This window comes from Beijerinckia sp. L45 (assembly GCF_009765775.1).
Taxonomy (GTDB): domain Bacteria; phylum Pseudomonadota; class Alphaproteobacteria; order Rhizobiales; family Beijerinckiaceae; genus RH-AL1.
Genome location: NZ_LMUU01000002.1, coordinates 1 through 15,902, shown reverse-complemented (window position 1 = coordinate 15,902; position 15,902 = coordinate 1). Strand labels below are relative to the sequence as shown.

Below are 15,902 nucleotides of genomic sequence, written 5' to 3'. Positions count from 1 at the left end.
GGCCGTTCGGCGCTCAATCCAGCGGATACGTCACCACAAGCGACTGCTCCGGCTTCTCCTTTGTCGGCGAGACCTGGTAGTAGAACAGCCCCTGCCCCGAGGGCTCACGCTTGCCGAAGGCGATCTTGACGCTCGGCTCGTCGGCCCCGTCCGCAGCGACTTTCGCCCATTCCGCCCCGTCCCACACGCCGAAGGGGGCATTCTCATCCTTCTGATGGATAGCGTTGTAGACCGTGAGCGTCCCGAACGGCGTCTGCGCGAGCTTGCCGTCGGGCGGAAACGTGGTGCCCTGCAACGAGGCCGCCGCAGGATCGCTGGAGACGAAGGCGACGCGGCCGTCCGGGCCCCGGTTCACCGTGATGTCGATCGCCGCCTTCTCGATGAGCGACGGCTTCATATGCAGCAGCTGGGTGTATTGCGCCTCGGTCACGCCCATCTTGCTGTTGTAGGGCAGCGGCTCACCGGCCTTGTTGTTGGTGACGTAGTGCTTGAACCAGTCCATGTTGTTCTGGACCGCAAGCTGAAACTGTTTGGAGATGGCCTGATCCTCTTTCGCGACCTCGAGCACCACCACATGCCCCTTGATCGTGCCGCTTTTGGGCAGATACGGATCGAGCGGGCCTGCCGCCATCGCGGCAGAAGGCAGGGCGACGCAGACCAGCGCCGCGGCGAAAAAGGTGGTTCGACGATCGCGAAACGCGACAAGCATGAAGATCTCCCTACGATTTTTTTGTTGCGCCCCCAGTGCCACGGTCATTCCCGAGCGGCAAGCTGCCTTTCGCCGCGGACGCCTTACATCTTTGTAAGGTGCGCCCAAGCCCCGAATTCACGGAGTCTCTCATGAAAGCCCTGATCGTCGTCGACATGCTCAACGACTTCGTCACCGGCGCGCTGCCGAACGAGGCGCGCGCCATGCAGATCGTGCCCGCAATTCGTCGGTTGATCGATCATGCGCGCAAGGACCCGGACTGGCTCGTGGTCTACTCCAACGACGCGCACCGCGCCGACGACCGCGAAGTGTCGATCTGGGGCCGCCACGCGATGGCCGGCACGCCGGGCGCCGCCGTCATCGACGCTTTGGCGCCGATCGGTGCGGAGCGCGAGATCATTTCGCACAAGCGGTTTTACGGCGCGTTCGACGACACCGACCTGGAGGATACGTTCATCGACTATGACGTCACCGACGTGGTGATCACGGGGCAGCACACCCATTGCTGCGTCCGCCACACCGCCTATGGCGCCTTCCTGCGCGGCTACGGCATCCAGATCCCGACGGACGCCGTTTGCGTTTTCGAAGGCGTCGATAGCGAAGCGGCGCTGCAGTATCTCGTCGAGATGTACGGCGCGGTGACGACCACCAGTGCGGCTCTGTCCGGCCGGCAGCCGCTCAAGACGGCCTACTCCAAACCCGGCTTGTAGCCCGATCGGCGCGCGGCCATATGTTATCGGCCGGACGCTTTTGCCGGCAGGAGTCACGACGATGAGCGACACAGGACCGTACCGCGCGCAGACCACGATGCCTTACTTTGCCAGCCCGGTCTTGCCGGCAGCGGCCTTCACCGGTGTCCGAAGCCGGCGCATCGTCGGCTTCGGCCTCGACTTCATTCTCGTTTCGATTCTGGTCGCAATTCTTTGGACGGTGTTGTTCGTTGCGACCTTCGGGATGTCGGCGCTGCTTCTGCCGCCGCTGTTCCCCTTCGTCGCGTTTTTCTACAACGGCTTCACGGTGTCGGGTCACCGGATGGGCACACCCGGCATGCGGACGATGGATCTCGAGATCCGGGCCGTCGACGGCTCGCGTGTGTCGTTCATCGCCGCCGCCATCCACGCTGTTCTGCTGTACGTCAGCTGGATGTTCCCCCCTGTCTTCCTGGTGTCGCTGATCACAGGCGACAAACGCTGCCTGCACGACATCGTCGCCGGCGTCATCGTCGTCAGGCGGCCGATGTAGGATATTGCGGCCGCGGCGACCCGGGCTTCGGCCGGTCTAGCGCATCGGCCCGATCAGGCGGCGGTACTCGGCTTCGGGCTTGCCATAAGCATCGCCGGCAAATTCTTCGAGACCCGTCCTGTTGGCGATGGTGACGAAGCCCCGTTCCGAGCGGATGAAACCATGGCCTTCGAGCGCGTGCAGCGAGGTCGTGACGCTTGGCCGGCGCACGGCCAGCATGATCGACAGGAACTCGTGCGTGATTGGCAGGTCGTCGCTGTCGGAGCGGTCATGGCACATCAGGAGCCAGCGGGCCAACCGCTCGTCAACAGGATGCACGGCATTCGACAGGGCCGTAAAACTCGCCTGCACGTTGAACGTCTGGACATAGCGCAGGAGCAAGCCGCGCAACGTGGCGCTTGTCTCGGTGGCCGCGTCGAAACGCGATCGTTCGATGCGATAACAAAATCCTCCTATCTGCATGATGATGAGATTTGGCGCCCGATCTGATCCCAGCAAGACGGAAATCGGCGAAAACCCGTCCCAGCCAAAAAGCCCGGCTTCGACCTTCTGTCCCTCGGGGGACGTCGCGATGACGGATCCGAGACCCGATTCGCAAAAGTAGACATGGCTGACGACCTGATCAGGCTCGGCTATGATGAAGCCTCTGGGGCACTCGACGGCCTCGAAATCGTTCGCCAGGGCCGTATAGTCTTGAGTCGAAAGAAGCGACAGCAGCCGATTGCGAACCGCTGTCCGCGGTAACATGATCATGGTCCTCATCCCGATTGGGCGAGAGCCACGCGCATCTCCCAAACGCCTGCAGCCTCGGTACGAGCAGGCGACACATTGCTTGTAGCACGTCGGACCAGATTCCGACTTAGGCCTTATTAAACAAAGCTTGGCGGCAAAAGACTGTACGATAACGTACGCTTTCCTGGCCCCGTCATCGCAAATGTTAATGCGCTGTCCAGGTTGTGCTCGATTAGATGCCGCCTAGCCCTTTGGAGATGCTGTGACATCAACTCATGAAAGTGTCGCCGCGAGACCGGCACTGACTTCGCCATCAGGGACAGCGGCTTTAGACATCGGCAGCGGCGCGCCGGATACCGCCGTTGGGACCTACCGCTCCAACGCGCTGATCAGTCGAATGCAAGCTTTGACGGCCCTCTCCGAGGATGATCGCGTCGTTCTGGCCGGCCTGAGCGGGTCGCCGCGAGTCATTGATCCCGGAACCGACCTATGCCGGGAGGCCGATACGCCGGACGGCATTCTTATCGTGACGGCCGGTTTTGCCTGTCGGTACAAGCTTCGGCAGAATGGCGCCCGCCAGATCACCGATTATCTGCTACCAGGCGACCATTGCGATCTGAGGGCACTGCCGAACGAGATGCGGGGCTCGATCGTCGCACTCGCGCCGAGCAAAGTCGCGAAGATCTCATCCGAGACACTCGTGTCCGTTCAGAGCGACTATCCCGCGATCGCCGAGGCCTTTCGGAGAGCCGCCCTGGTCGAAGGGGCGATTTTGCGTGAGTGGCTGATGAACATGGGCCGACGCTCCGCAGACGAACGGCTGGCTCATCTGTTTTGCGAGTTGTTCGTCCGGATGCACACGGTCGGTCTCGTCCACGGAAACAGTTTCCGGCTGCCGCTGACCCAGTTCGATCTCGGCGATACGATGGGATTGTCCTACGTCCACGTGAACCGAACGCTGCAGTCCCTGCGCCAGCAAGGGTTGTTCACCCTCAGCAGCAAAACCCTCACCATCCTCAACCCCGAAGGCTTGCAGAAGTTGGCGGGATTCGACCCCGGTTATCTCCGCTGATCCAGACGGTCGCGGCGACGGCCTCGACCAACCCATCACGCGCCGTGCGCGAGATGGGTGATGGCGCCACGCAAGCTCGAAAGAGCGAGGCGGGACAGCGCCATCATGCCGCTTGCGGCTTTTCCCAGGCGCGTTATCCTGTGTCGACGTCCCAAGATCACCGACGGGAGCCAGAGTGTCGAGAGAGCCGCGGGACGCCCCGCAATTCTATCTGACGGCTCCATGCCCTTGCCCGTACCTTCCGCATCGCGAAGAGCGCAAGGTGTTCACCCATCTCATCGGTAAACGGGCGGTCGCGCTCAACGACACCCTGACGCAGTCCGGCTTCCGTCGCTCGCAAACCATCGCTTATCGACCGGCGTGCGAGTCCTGCCGCGCCTGCGTCTCCGTGCGGGTCAAGGTCGACGAGTTCGCCACGTCGCGGGGCTTCCGCCGCGTGCTCGAGCGCAACGCCGACCTGAGCGGCGTGGTGGTCCGCGCCGAGCCGACGTCCGAACAATATTCTCTGTTCCGCGGCTATCTCGACGCGCGCCACGGCGACGGCGGGATGGCCGACATGTCGGTGCTCGACTATTCCATGATGATCGAAGACAGCCATGTGGAGAGCCGCCTGATCGAATACAGGTCGAACAGCACGTCGGTCTCGCCCGGCGTCCTGACGGCGGTGTGCCTGACCGACCTGCTCGCCGACGGGCTGTCGATGGTCTACTCGTTCTATGAACCGGACGAGAGAAACCGATCGCTCGGCACGTTCATGATTCTCGACCATATCGAGCGCGCGCGCCGTCTCGGCCTCCCGCATCTCTATCTCGGCTATTGGGTCGATGGGTCGAAGAAGATGGCCTATAAGGCCCGCTTCCTGCCGCAGGAACGCCTGGGCATGCAAGGCTGGGAGCGGTTCGAGAGCTGATCCTTCGTCGCGCGGATCTCAGCGGCGTTCCTGCAGGGCAATCAGGGCCGACAGGACCGCGTTCGAACTCCGGTTGCCCGCGCTTGTCGGCGCCCGAAGCTGCGCGTCGCGGCGCCTTGGACGCTCGTCGGCCGCATCGCGCGGGTCGGCATCGGCCGCGGCGTCGGGATCGGTCGTCCGCGAGGAGCGGGTAACCTCGGCCGTTTTTCGAACGGCGGAAATCTCCGCGCGGGCAAGAATGGGTGAGATACGCATTACGCTCGAGCCTCGTGACACACGCTCTGATCGATCACCGTACGCGACCCCGCCTTAAAAAGCCGTTCTGAAGGTCCCGACGATTTGAAGCGACGACGCAACGCCGGCGTCTCACGGGCCGCCTGTGTTGAGCTCTTCGAAACACTTGGCCGCTAGACTGCAACAGCGGGCGGGGACCATCTTCGCGTGGGACGACACTCTCACCGGACGCGTTCGAGCGCCGTCCCGTCCGTTCAGCGCGAACGTCATGCCTTTGAGGTCGTCTTGGTCGATTTTTCGGATGCCCTGAAGGCACGGATAGACAGCATGTCCGCCGACGAGCTGGCTGCCACCGAAGTGCGCCGTCTGTCTCGTGAAGCCGATCGAACGGCCACGGTGACCTTGGGCGCCTTGTGGGAACCCGCGTCAGGTGACGCTGCAGCCGTGACGAAAGAAGTGACGGTCCAGATCGATGCGGGAACGCCGGGGACGCCGGATATCCTGCGCATCGACCAGGGGCCGAGCTTCCACGAATCGATCATTCTGACGCTGTCTGTCTATCGCTTGATCGCCGGTGGGACGGACGCCGAAGGCGACCCGCAAAGCGAGCGGTTTGTCGTCAATCCAGGTGGCGCCGGCCACAACAAGGTATCCGTCGATCGGGCCGAACTCGGCGCCGTCCTCGCGCGCAACCGCCCGATCGAAATGGCGCGATCCCGACGCCTGGTCGCGCTGGAGCAGCGCGCGCCTGCCTTGCATTTTTCGCCAGCGGACCGGCTGGCCCATTTCGAGGAGAAATGGGTCGCGGAAACCGTCAACGTCCGGATCGATGGCATCGTGTCGAAGGTCGCGTCGCGCGCGGTCATGCTTCTTACCGGCCGTGACCATGTCGCCCTTTGGGTGCGCAAGGACGATCTGACGGTCGGCCCGGGACGTATCCTGGGGTCTGTCCTTGCGGTCGCCATCGTCCGCCCGGACAAGGTCCGCTCGCGCCACGACGTCCTGGTTCCGGGGTCGCTTGTGGTCGCAAGCGACGCCTACCTCAAGAACAGCTTCGGCGAGGGACCGGAACGCACCCTCATTCTGGACGTCGCGCAGATCCGCAAGATCGTCGCAACGATCGCGCGTGAAGAAGGCCGGGAAGCCGCCTTGGCGCTCTTCGAGCGGCTGGTTGACCGTAGCGCCGCGATCCGCCGCGAGCGAGGCCTGCGTGGTAAAACGGGTGCGCTTCGCGCCTGTGCCGCGCACGGCTAGAGCGCAGGCACAGTTGCCTTTGATGATCCAAACGGGCGGCTATGCCGCTTCGTCGCAGATCACATCGTCACCCACTTCGATCGTGCCGTCGCCCGAGACTTCGAAATAGACGCCGCAATCGGGGTGGCCGTAATTGGCGAAGATCGCCTTGGGCAAGGCCGTGTCGCGAAGCCCCGTCTCCGGGTCGACGTCGATCGCCGCGCAGCGCTTGGTGCGAAGCACGCAGCGAAAGCGCGCCGAGCCGATCGTCACGTCGCGTCCCACCCACGTCAGCTCTTCCCAAGGCGCGAGCCCGTCGAGGTAGATGTTGGCGCGAAACCGCAGCGGGTGCACCGGGCGTCCGAAGCGGGCTTCGAGATCACGCACGGACGCAAGGTTGATCACCGATACGGCGCGCATCATCGCCGGCGAGACCACGCTGACATCGGTGAACTTGTGGCCTGCCGCTTCGACAAGTTTCGGCCGGCCCTTGCAGGCGTCCCCGAGGTAATCGGCAAAGAAATCCTCAACGGCAACGCGCCCGGCGGGCTCTTCGAGATTGGCGGCAAACGTCGCGCCATCCGGCTTCACGATCGTCAGAGCGCCGGTGTCGCCGTCGAAGACGGTCTTCAAGGCCGCGAGGCTCTCGTTGCGCCGGAGCATCAGAAAATAGCCCTTGTCGAGCGGCTCGGGATGGTCCGCGTCGAATTCCGTCGTGCCGAGAGCCAGGGCAAAGCGGCGATCGGGGCCAACCAGCCCATTTTCGGCGGTTACCGCCAAGAAGGTGTCTTGTTGCGGCGACAGGCCCTTGATCGGGTAATGAAACAACTCGGACACGGATACGGCGCTCGAACCGGGCATCGTCGACAGACCTCTTCTCATTGCACGCGGCTTTGGAACCGTGCCCCTGGCTTAGGTTCAACGCAAGAGGCAGGCCATAGCGTCTACCCGGCGCGCGCGGTGCTGGTGAATCGATCCGCCTCGATGCTCAGGAGACAGGATTGCCGCGCCAGATCCTGAGCGGCGGCGAGCAGTTGTGTTGCGGCGGTCCCCGTCGTCAACGTCGCATCGCTGACGGTGCCGAGCGACAAGGCGGTCTCGGCAGCGACCTGCGCCGTCGCCTGGGTGCTGAGCGCCATGTCCCGCGTCACTTCGCGTTGCAGTTCGATCGCCGACGTAATCGCTTCGGTAATCTGCTCCATCTCGCCGATGGTCTGGCTGATCGCGCCTATCGCCGTCACCGAGCCGGATGCGGCATTCTGGATGCCCTCGATCTGCGACCGGATGTCGTCGGTCGCCTTTGCGGTCTGCGCGGCAAGCGCCTTGACCTCCATCGCCACGACCGCAAAGCCCTTGCCCGCATCGCCCGCACGCGCCGCCTCGATCGTAGCGTTCAAGGCCAGAAGATTGGTTTGCCCCGCGATATGATTGATGAGGTCGACGATCACGCCGATCCGTTTCGCGGATTCCGAGAGCCCCTCGATCGTGACCGTCGTGCGGTTGGCTTCCGCGACGGCTTGATGGGCGACGTTGGCGGAGTGCGCCATCTGGGCGCTGATCTGGCCGACGGACGACGACAGAATTTCGGTTTCGCTCGCGACGGCCTTCATTGTCGCCGATGCCTTCTTGCTGTCGTCGACGGCCGCCTTGATCTGATCGCTGGTCCAGCCGGCGAGCTGCAGGACCGATTCTGCCGCCGACTGCATCTCGTTTGCCGACGTCGAGACGGCGGCGACGATGCGGCCGACGACATCCTCGAAGCGATCGGCAGTGGACGCCATCAGCTCCTTTCGATCGGTTTCGCTGCGCAGGCGCAACTCGGCGCGTTCGCCGCGCAAGCGGTCCGCTTCGATGAGCGTCGTCTTGAAGACCTGGAACGCGCGACTGATCGCGCCGACTTCCTCGCGCCACTGCGTCGTCGGAATATCGACGCTGGTATCGCCTTCCATAAGGCGGCCCATCGCCTTGGTCAGCCGGCTGATCGGGACGGCGATCACACGATGCAGCGTCCAGCTTAGGAAGACGGCCACGCACAACGCCGCGAGCGGCCCGATCGCATTCATGCGCATAGCGTCTTGATAGGCTTCGATCCGGCGCGCCGAACGCTTTGAAAGCAATCCTTCTTCTTCCTTGTCGATGTCGGTCAGCGTCTGCAACACCTTGTCGAGAAGAACACCTTCGGCGGCCATTTGGCCTTTCCCGGTCTGTTCCGGGAGCAAGGCGCCGTGCCAGGCGCCGACGAGGTCCGAGAACAAGGTGAGGCGGCGCTGCTCCGAGAGATTGTCGCGCGTCAGATCCTTGATGGCCGCCAGCCACTGCGTGAAGGCCGTGTCCTCGTTCTTCATCCTTTCGAGCAAAGCCTCGTCATGCGTGAGCATGTAGCCCCGCATGTCGCTTTCCCGCTTCAAGATGCTGGCGCGCATGTCCTTCGACAGTGTCAGAACCTGATAGGTGTGCCGGGACCAATTTCCTGCCGTGCGGATATCGTCCATGCTCTGATAGGTCGTGAGCGCGATGATGAACGAGATTGCGATGACGCAGGCGAACGAAAGGAAGATCTTGGCCGCTATGCTGCGATGAATGAACACGGAGAATCTGACTCGCACGGAAGGCCCGGAGCGAACTGGGCACCCACCGGATGATGGCGACATATGATTAAGCAATCGCTCCGACGCTCGATGTGTCTTTTGCCGGCGCTGCAAGCCGCACCCAAGATGGTCTTGGCCTGCGAGATCAAATGCATCGAATAACAAACTATTAAGCATGTCGGGACTAAGCCCTTTGCTTGCTGTCCTACGACGCCCCGGGAAATCTATGACCGTTTTTGCCCTCACGACCACGACAGCCACGGTCCTCAGCAAAGTCGGCAACGGCGAATACTCGGCTGCCTCCGTATCGGCTGATCCGACCGACGCGACGAAGCTCGGTCTGGTAAAGGAAAAGGACGGAAACTACGGGACGGCGAATCCCAATGCCGTTGTCGCGACGGGAAGCGCCGCGGCGCAGAGTTCCTCCGCCGTCCAGGCAAGCCTGACCGCGCTGACGCGCGGCGGAGCCTAGCCTCGCGCCGACGCTCGCTTGCAACTTTAAGCATTTCGGGCCCGTTGCGCTCGTGACGACAGCCGTCGTTGTCCTCAACATGCTTCGAAATCCGGACCTCTCATGACCCATACGGCTGCCATCGCCGTCCTCTGTATCGCGGTCGCCGGCGTCGGCGCGCAATGGCTCGCGTGGCGGCTTCGCCTGCCCGCCATCGTGCTGCTGTTCGCCGTCGGCCTCGTCGTCGGCCCGGGCCTGCAGATCCTGACGCCGGCGGCGACATTCGGCCCGGCGCTGCGACCGCTGGTCGGGCTCGCCGTGGCGATCGTCGTCTTCGAGGGCGGCCTGGCCCTCAACTTTCGCGAGCTGCGTGCCGCCGGCGAAGGCGTGCTGCGGCTCACCACGTTCGCTCTCCCGATCAGCTTCGTCCTCGCGTCCATAGCCGCACATTTCGTCGCGGGCATGAGTTGGGGCGTGGCGCTGCTCTATGGCGCCGTCACCGTCGTCACCGGCCCGACCGTGGTTCTGCCGCTGCTGCGCCACACGCGGCTTGAGCAGCGGGCGGCCTCGTTCCTCAAGTGGGAAGCCATCGTCAACGATCCGATCGGCGCGCTGCTGGCGGCGATCGTCCTGGCGCTGCTGCTCGCCAGCGACACGTCGCACGGCATGCTCGCCGCCGACCTTCTGGCCGGGCTCGCAGTCGCCGTCGGGCTGGGCGTCGGCGCGGCGCTTCTGGTGCGCTTGCTCGTCCGGCGCGATCAGCTCCCCGAAGTTCTGAAGACGCCGATGCTGCTGGCCTTGGCGCTCGGCGTCTACGCCGTGTCGAACCTGGTCATGGACGAGGCTGGGCTGGCCGCCGCCACGATCTTCGGTATCGCCCTCGCCAACCTCAAAATTCCCGGCATCAACGAACTGGCGCGGTTCAAGGAGTCGCTGGTCGTCCTGCTGGTCTCGGCGCTCTTCGTCGTCCTGACCGCCAGCCTCGACCGCAGCGTCTTCGCCCAGCTCTCCTCGCCTGTCGTGATGCTCACCGCCGCGATGTGGTTTCTGGTCCGCCCGGCCGCCATCGCACTGGCGACGCGCGGCAGCAATCTGTCCTGGCAGGAGCGGGTGCTCGCCGGCTGGATCGCGCCGCGCGGCATCGTCGCGGCCGCCGTGGCCGGCGTCGCCAGCAGCAAGCTCGCGACGGCCGGCATCGCCGGCGGCGAGCAGGTCATGCCCGCGGTGTTCGCCCTGATTGCCGCGACGATGATCCTCCATGGATTCACCTTGGCGCCGCTGGCGCGTCGCCTTGGCCTGACGCTCGGGGACAGGCCCGGTCTGGCGATCGTCGGCGCCACGGCCTGGGCCACCGATCTCGCCAAGGCGCTGGTCGACGCCGGCACGCCGGTCTTGATGATCGACACCTATCCCGGTGCGCTCGATCGTCCCCGCGCCCTGCGCATTCCGGTGTTGCAGGCCGAAGTCCTGTCGGCGCATGGCGAGGATGCGCTCGCCGGACGACGCGTCGACTATCTTTTCGCGGCGACGCAGAACGACGTCTACAATAGCCTGGTCTGCGCACGACTGGCCCCGGAGCTCGGGCGCGGACGGGTGTTCCAACTGGCGCCAGCCGGCGGTGATGTCGATTCGTGGAAGGGTCTCGACCGTGAGTGGCGCGGCCAGGCGATCGGGCGCCCCGCCGCCGATTTCGCGGCCATGCGCCAACGCCACAAGCAGGGCTGGACGTTTGCGATCCGCGATCACGAGGAGTCGGCCGAGCCGGGCGATGCCGATGATCTTGCGATTCTGCTCCTTGTCCTGCGGCGCAACGGCGATCTCGCCTTCGCCTCGCTGGAAGGCGCCGACCTCAGCATCGGACCCGGCGACCGGATGGTGTCGCTGGCGCCGGCGTCCCGCAGTGCCGATGAATTGGCCGAAGCGCTTGTGTCCGCCGAGCGCTAGGCAGCCGGCGCGGCTAAAAGATGTGCTGTCGTCGGGGTCAGCGCGACGAATGTCGTCGCCGCGCTTGCGGCTGGCGCCGCGATCGCCTCCGCGAGCTGAGTCGCCGCTGAAGCGACGGGTTGCGACGACACCCCGCCTGGCGCTGCGGCGCTGATCTGCGACGCCTGCGCCGCGGTGATGAGGTTGACGGTCAGCGCCTGCCAATCGCCCCAGTAGCTCCCGTTGAACGCGCGGATCTCCAGCGTGTCGACGCCGGTTATCGCCTGGGGTTTTAGAATGGTGGTGGCGAGCGACGTCGCCGCTTCGGTGATCGCCGTCGCCGCGGAATGGGCCGCCTGTTTCACGCCGCCGTCGATACGGATCATCAGCTGCGCGGCATCCGCAGCGCCCGTGTCGTAAAGCTGATACGCGGTGATGGTGCGGCCCGCCGGATCGCTTGTCGAAAACAAACCGAGGAGCGGCAGCCGTGTGTTGACGACGGCGGATGAGGACGCCGTGGCCACGGTGATGGTCGGCGTATCGAGCTCGTAGACGACCGACCCCGCAACCGCGGTCGAAAACTCCTGGCTTGCGGCATGGGGCGCCGCGATGATGACGTCGTCGGCCGATCCGTCATGCGCGCTGTTGGCGAAGCTGCCGTTCGAATTGACGTAAGTGATGTTGTCGACGAGCATCGCGCTCGTGCCGGATCCCGACACGACGGTCGTGATATGGCCCGTCGTTGCCGACGTCTCGAACGCCACCATCTCGCCGGTCTTGATGACCGCCTGCCAGTTGCCGCCCTGCCCCGCCGGACCATTGTAGGCGACGATCCACTCGCCGTTCACCGTGCCGGGAATGCCGAGCGACGTGCTGCTGAGCGGCAGCGAGGCGCCAGCCATCGCCGCGATGTTGCTGGTCAAGGTCCAGCAGCCATTTGTGTTCCAGGCCTCGCCGACGAAGCTCAAGGCCGTGCTGCTGATCGAATCGGGCGTGGCCTGGCTCGGCGCCGGGCCGACGAAGGCGGGCTGCGTGACGACGCTGACCGTTCCGACATAGGTCGTCATCTGCGCCAGCGAATACGGGTTGTCGGCATAGGTTGCGGCGACGAACGCATTGTTGGTGCTGAACAACGAGATCGCTTCGTTGGCATCGGTATCCTGCGAGGCCGTCAGGATCGCCCGATTGATATTGCCGTAGACGGCGTTCTTGTATTTCCCGGTCAGCGGATTGTAGGTGAAGACGATCCCCAGGCCGAGGCTGTCGCCGCCGATATTGGCAAACCCGGCGGTGACGCCGTTTCCCGTCACCGTGCCCGTGCTGCCGGTGGACGATACCGTGTATTCGTCGCGGTCGAGGCCGCTGAGGATGAGAAACTGCGGATTGCCGATGCCCGGGGTGACGGAAAATAGCGACGACAGCGGGATGGCTTCGCCCCCGCTGGCCACGATCGATCCGGTCGCCAAACTTGCCGGCATGCGTTGCTCCGCCTTGAGACCGCGCGGTCCCACGTCTCTCTTCATCGTGCAGCCGAAGTCTGAATGAAGCGCGGATAGGGTTGGTTAAATTGTCCGTAACGCGTGCGGCAGCTGCAATTGCGCTTTCGCCGACCCACGGGCACAGAGAAGCGACGTCCACCCTGCTGGAGGCACGGCCATGGTCCTATTTGAAAGTACGTTGACCCTGGTCCTCGTCGCGATCGTGTTGCTGCAGGTCTCTCGCCGTCTGGCGATCCCCTATCCGACAATGCTCGCGGGCGCCGGCGTCGTCGTGGCCGCCCTGCCCTGGGCGCCGGACTTCGCCATCGATCCGCATCTCGCGCTGGCCCTGTTCATCGCGCCTGCCCTCCTCGACGCCGCCTATGATCTGCCGCCCCGAGCGATCCGCAGCAATTGGCTGCCGCTGCTGGCACTTGCGGCGATTGCCGTGGTGCTGACCACCGCGGTCGTGGCATGGGCCGGCGTCGTGTACGCCGGCCTGCCGTTGTCGGCAGCGATCGCGCTCGGCGCCATTGTCGCGCCGCCGGACGCCGCAGCCGCGGCGGCGGTGCTCGCGCGGTTCGTCCTGCCGCGCCGCACGGTCACGATTCTCAAGGGCGAGAGCCTGCTCAACGATGCCGTCGCGCTGCTCATCTTCAGCGCCGCCGTCGGCGCGGCCTCCGACAAGACGACGCTCATGACCATGGCGCCGCAACTGGCCCTGGCGATTCCTGGCGGCCTGCTGCTGGGCGCTGTCCTCGGCAAGAGCCACGTCATCGTCTCGCGCTTCGTCGCCGGCACGCTGGGCGGCACTATCCTCGGCTTCGTCATGACGTTCGGCGTGTGGGTGATCGCCGATCGCCTGCATCTCTCGGCCGTCCTCGCCGTGGTCGCCTTTGCCATGACCATCGCGCGTTATATCCCGGAGCGGCAGTCGGCGCTCGATCGCGTGCATTCCTATTCGGTCTGGGAGGCGGCGGTGTTCCTGCTCAACGTCCTCGCTTTTCTGCTGGTCGGGCTGCAGGCGCGCGCCATCGTCGGCCGCCTCGACCCGGCGCAGTTCTGGCACGCGCTGGGGTTTGCCGGCATCGTCACGGCGCTGGTCGTTGCGGTCCGCCTGGTCTGGGTGTTCCTCTACAACCGTGTTCTGAACCTGATCGTGCGGCTGCGCGGCGGACGCGGCCAAGCTCCTACTTTTGCGCAAGGGCTCGTCGTCGCATGGTGCGGCATGCGCGGCCTGGTCACGCTGGCGACGGCGCTCGCGCTTCCCGCCGCCTTTCCGTCCCGCGACGTGATCGTGCTGAGCGCCCTGGCCGTCGTGCTCGGGACCCTTGTGCTTCAAGGGTTGACGCTGGGACCGCTGATCCATTTTCTACGCTTTGCCCCTGACACGGCGTTCGACAAGGCGGTGTCGGATACCCGCGTCACGCTGCTTGATGCGGCCGCCGCGACGCTCGATACCCAGGACGGCGAGGCCGCCACTTTGCTGCGTGAAGAATATCGCACCGAGCGGGAGGTCGCCGCGGACGGCAAGCACCCGCGCGCAGTCCTCGAGGTTCACCAGCTCCGCCAGCAGGCGATCATCGCGAAACGGCAGAAGCTCGCGACGCTGCGCTGCAGCGGCGCGATCGACGACGACATCTTTCACATGCTGGAGCGGGAGCTCGACTGGGCGGAACTGGCATCCTCGCCGCCCGACCGGTTCGAGATCGTTGAAAGCTGAAGTGAGATTGCGACCGTCATATCACCGAGCGCCGTAGCCGCCGCGGTCGACCACGCTGCGCAGGCCACGAACCCGCTCCTCCATCACACCGCGGATGCACTCGCTGACGGCCGGACCGGGATGAGCGCTGTGATGTGAGGCCCAGGCGCATCCATTGCGCTGCTTGAGAAAGGCCACCTGGCTTTGTGCCAGGCGATGGCGGCTCTCCGGATCGAAACTCGCCAGACCGCGGTCGTAAAGCGCGGCGATCTCGCGATCCATCGCGACCTGGTCGGGTGCCTCGCAGAGCGCGCGGTCGGTGACGCTGCGCGCCTTGTGACAATCGATCGGCGGGGTCGCCGCATGCAGGGGAAAGGTGGCCAAGGCCGCGAAAGCAGCGCCCAAACAGAGCGTCGGCAGTCTCTTCGTCATCGCATCCATCCCCGTCGCCGCGCCGCTGTCGGCGATCGCCGGCAATCTCTGGAACGCGAGGCGCATCGTCAAGATGCCAGGCGTCATATCATCTGGAGGACGATGCCTGCGCGGCAAACCACGGCTTCAGCCTCGCTAGGGCCTCGACGATTTCGGCGGTCGAGACGGCGAAACTGAAGCGCAGAAAATGGTGGCCTTCGACGGGGTCGAAGTCGACGCCCGGCGCGGTCGCCACGCCGGTGTCCCGCAGCAGCCGCTCGCAAAAGCCGAGGCTGTCGTCGGTGAGGTGCGCGATGTCGGCATAGATGTAGAAGGCGCCGTCCGGCGGCGCGATCGAGGCGAGGCCAAGATCCGGCAAGGCTGCGAGCAGCAGCGCGCGATTGTGCCGATAGACCGCGACATGGCCGTCGAGTTCGTCAGACGCGTCCATCGCGGCGAGCGCCGCATGCTGGCTGAGCGAAGGCGCGGTGAGGAACATGTTGCCGATGAAGGCGCGCGCCCGTGCGACATGGTCGGGCGGACACACCACCCAGCCGAGCCGCCAGCCCGCCATGCTGAAGTATTTTGAAAAGCTGTTGACCACCAAGGCCTCTGGCTCGAATTCCAGCATCGTGCGAGCAGGCACGCCGTAGCTGAGGCCATGGTAGATTTCGTCCGAGACGATGCGGATGCCGCGATCTCGGCAGACGGCCGCGATGGCGCGCAGCCCGGCGGCGTCGATGATGGTGCCCGTCGGGTTGGCGGGGCTGGCGATGATCACGCCGGCCGGCGCGGGATCGAGCGCCGCGAGATGCGCCGCCGTCAGCTGGTACCGCGTCTCGGCGCCGCAGGCGATTTCCAGCGGCTCCAGATGCAGCGCCCGCAACGTATTGCGATAGGCGACATAGCCCGGCCGGGCCAAAGCGATGCGGTCGCCAGGCCTGAACAGCGAGGATAGGGCAAGCACCAGCCCCGGCGAGGCGCCGCAGGTCAGTAGGATGCGCTCGGGATCGACGCTGACCCCATATTCGTCGTGATAGCGCCGGGCGATCCGACCTTTAAGCGGCGCACTCTCCCAATAGCCCATCCCGTCGCTGTCGAGCACGTGATGCGCGGTCGCGATCGCTGCCTGTGGCGCGCCGGTCGACGGCTGTCCGAACTCCATATGGATGATCGAGCGGCCCTCCGCTTTCATCCGATGCGCGAGCCGGCTGATG

General features: G+C 64.9%; 16 protein-coding genes. 8 read left to right on the top strand and 8 right to left on the bottom strand.

Annotated elements, in window-relative coordinates; all coding sequences use genetic code 11:
* Positions 1-13 precede the first annotated feature (13 nt).
* Complete coding sequence (locus GSQ79_RS00390) at positions 14-709, bottom strand: hypothetical protein (protein ID WP_158806761.1); 696 nt, start codon at positions 707-709, stop codon at positions 14-16.
* Between the two features lie 131 nt (positions 710-840).
* On the opposite strand from GSQ79_RS00390, the gene GSQ79_RS00385 reads away from it, so the two are divergent.
* The gene (locus GSQ79_RS00385) at positions 841-1,419 is read left to right on the top strand and encodes a cysteine hydrolase family protein (protein WP_158806760.1); all 579 of its coding nucleotides are present in this window, start codon (positions 841-843) and stop codon (positions 1,417-1,419) included.
* Positions 1,420-1,480: 61 nt separating this feature from the next.
* Positions 1,481-1,951, top strand: a complete 471-nt coding sequence (locus GSQ79_RS00380; protein ID WP_158806759.1) for an RDD family protein — start codon at positions 1,481-1,483, stop codon at positions 1,949-1,951.
* Positions 1,952-1,987: 36 nt separating this feature from the next.
* Here GSQ79_RS00380 and GSQ79_RS00375 read toward each other — a convergent pair whose 3' ends face one another.
* Positions 1,988-2,704 carry a Crp/Fnr family transcriptional regulator gene (locus GSQ79_RS00375; RefSeq protein ID WP_158806758.1) on the bottom strand — a complete coding sequence of 239 codons (717 nt, stop codon included), beginning with the start codon at positions 2,702-2,704 and terminating at the stop codon, positions 1,988-1,990.
* Positions 2,705-3,080: 376 nt separating this feature from the next.
* On the opposite strand from GSQ79_RS00375, the gene GSQ79_RS00370 reads away from it, so the two are divergent.
* Both GSQ79_RS00370 and GSQ79_RS00365 read left to right on the top strand, forming a co-directional pair.
* Complete coding sequence (locus GSQ79_RS00370; RefSeq protein ID WP_158806757.1) at positions 3,081-3,755, top strand: Crp/Fnr family transcriptional regulator; 675 nt, start codon at positions 3,081-3,083, stop codon at positions 3,753-3,755.
* A 175-nt stretch (positions 3,756-3,930) separates the two neighbouring features.
* Positions 3,931-4,665, top strand: a complete 735-nt coding sequence (locus GSQ79_RS00365; protein WP_158806756.1) for an arginyltransferase — start codon at positions 3,931-3,933, stop codon at positions 4,663-4,665.
* 18 nt (positions 4,666-4,683) lie between these two features.
* Here GSQ79_RS00365 and GSQ79_RS00360 read toward each other — a convergent pair whose 3' ends face one another.
* Complete coding sequence (locus GSQ79_RS00360; protein ID WP_158806755.1) at positions 4,684-4,920, bottom strand: hypothetical protein; 237 nt, start codon at positions 4,918-4,920, stop codon at positions 4,684-4,686.
* Between the two features lie 306 nt (positions 4,921-5,226).
* Here GSQ79_RS00360 and GSQ79_RS00355 point away from each other — a divergent pair, with 306 nt between their 5' ends.
* The gene (locus GSQ79_RS00355; RefSeq protein WP_158806754.1) at positions 5,227-6,153 is read left to right on the top strand and encodes a hypothetical protein; all 927 of its coding nucleotides are present in this window, start codon (positions 5,227-5,229) and stop codon (positions 6,151-6,153) included.
* A gap of 39 nt (positions 6,154-6,192) precedes the next feature.
* On the opposite strand, the gene GSQ79_RS00350 is transcribed toward GSQ79_RS00355, so the two are convergent.
* The gene (locus tag GSQ79_RS00350; protein WP_246725008.1) at positions 6,193-6,969 is read right to left on the bottom strand and encodes an MOSC domain-containing protein; all 777 of its coding nucleotides are present in this window, start codon (positions 6,967-6,969) and stop codon (positions 6,193-6,195) included.
* Between the two features lie 107 nt (positions 6,970-7,076).
* A complete protein-coding gene (locus GSQ79_RS00345; RefSeq protein ID WP_158806752.1) occupies positions 7,077-8,720 on the bottom strand; it encodes a methyl-accepting chemotaxis protein in 1,644 nt (547 codons plus the stop codon).
* A gap of 226 nt (positions 8,721-8,946) precedes the next feature.
* Between GSQ79_RS00345 and GSQ79_RS00340 the strand changes: the two genes are divergently transcribed.
* Together GSQ79_RS00340 and GSQ79_RS00335 are read left to right on the top strand one after the other, a co-directional pair.
* On the top strand, positions 8,947-9,192 hold the full coding sequence (locus GSQ79_RS00340) for a hypothetical protein (RefSeq protein WP_158806751.1): 246 nt from the start codon (positions 8,947-8,949) through the stop codon (positions 9,190-9,192).
* Between the two features lie 102 nt (positions 9,193-9,294).
* Positions 9,295-11,115: a sodium:proton antiporter gene (locus tag GSQ79_RS00335; RefSeq protein WP_158806750.1), complete on the top strand. Its 1,821-nt coding sequence runs from the start codon at positions 9,295-9,297 to the stop codon at positions 11,113-11,115.
* On the opposite strand, the gene GSQ79_RS00330 is transcribed toward GSQ79_RS00335, so the two are convergent.
* Entirely contained in the window at positions 11,112-12,572 is a 1,461-nt protein-coding gene (locus tag GSQ79_RS00330; RefSeq protein ID WP_158806749.1) for a hypothetical protein, read from the bottom strand. The genes GSQ79_RS00335 and GSQ79_RS00330 overlap by 4 nt on opposite strands.
* A gap of 178 nt (positions 12,573-12,750) precedes the next feature.
* Here GSQ79_RS00330 and GSQ79_RS00325 point away from each other — a divergent pair, with 178 nt between their 5' ends.
* A complete protein-coding gene (locus GSQ79_RS00325; RefSeq protein ID WP_158806748.1) occupies positions 12,751-14,295 on the top strand; it encodes a sodium:proton antiporter in 1,545 nt (514 codons plus the stop codon).
* 21 nt (positions 14,296-14,316) lie between these two features.
* On the opposite strand, the gene GSQ79_RS00320 is transcribed toward GSQ79_RS00325, so the two are convergent.
* Both GSQ79_RS00320 and GSQ79_RS00315 read right to left on the bottom strand, forming a co-directional pair.
* Positions 14,317-14,778, bottom strand: coding sequence for a hypothetical protein (locus GSQ79_RS00320; RefSeq protein ID WP_158806747.1), 462 nt, complete (start codon positions 14,776-14,778; stop codon positions 14,317-14,319).
* Between the two features lie 16 nt (positions 14,779-14,794).
* The coding region (locus tag GSQ79_RS00315) for a pyridoxal phosphate-dependent aminotransferase (protein WP_158806746.1) at positions 14,795-15,902 on the bottom strand (1,108 nt) is incomplete at its 5' end.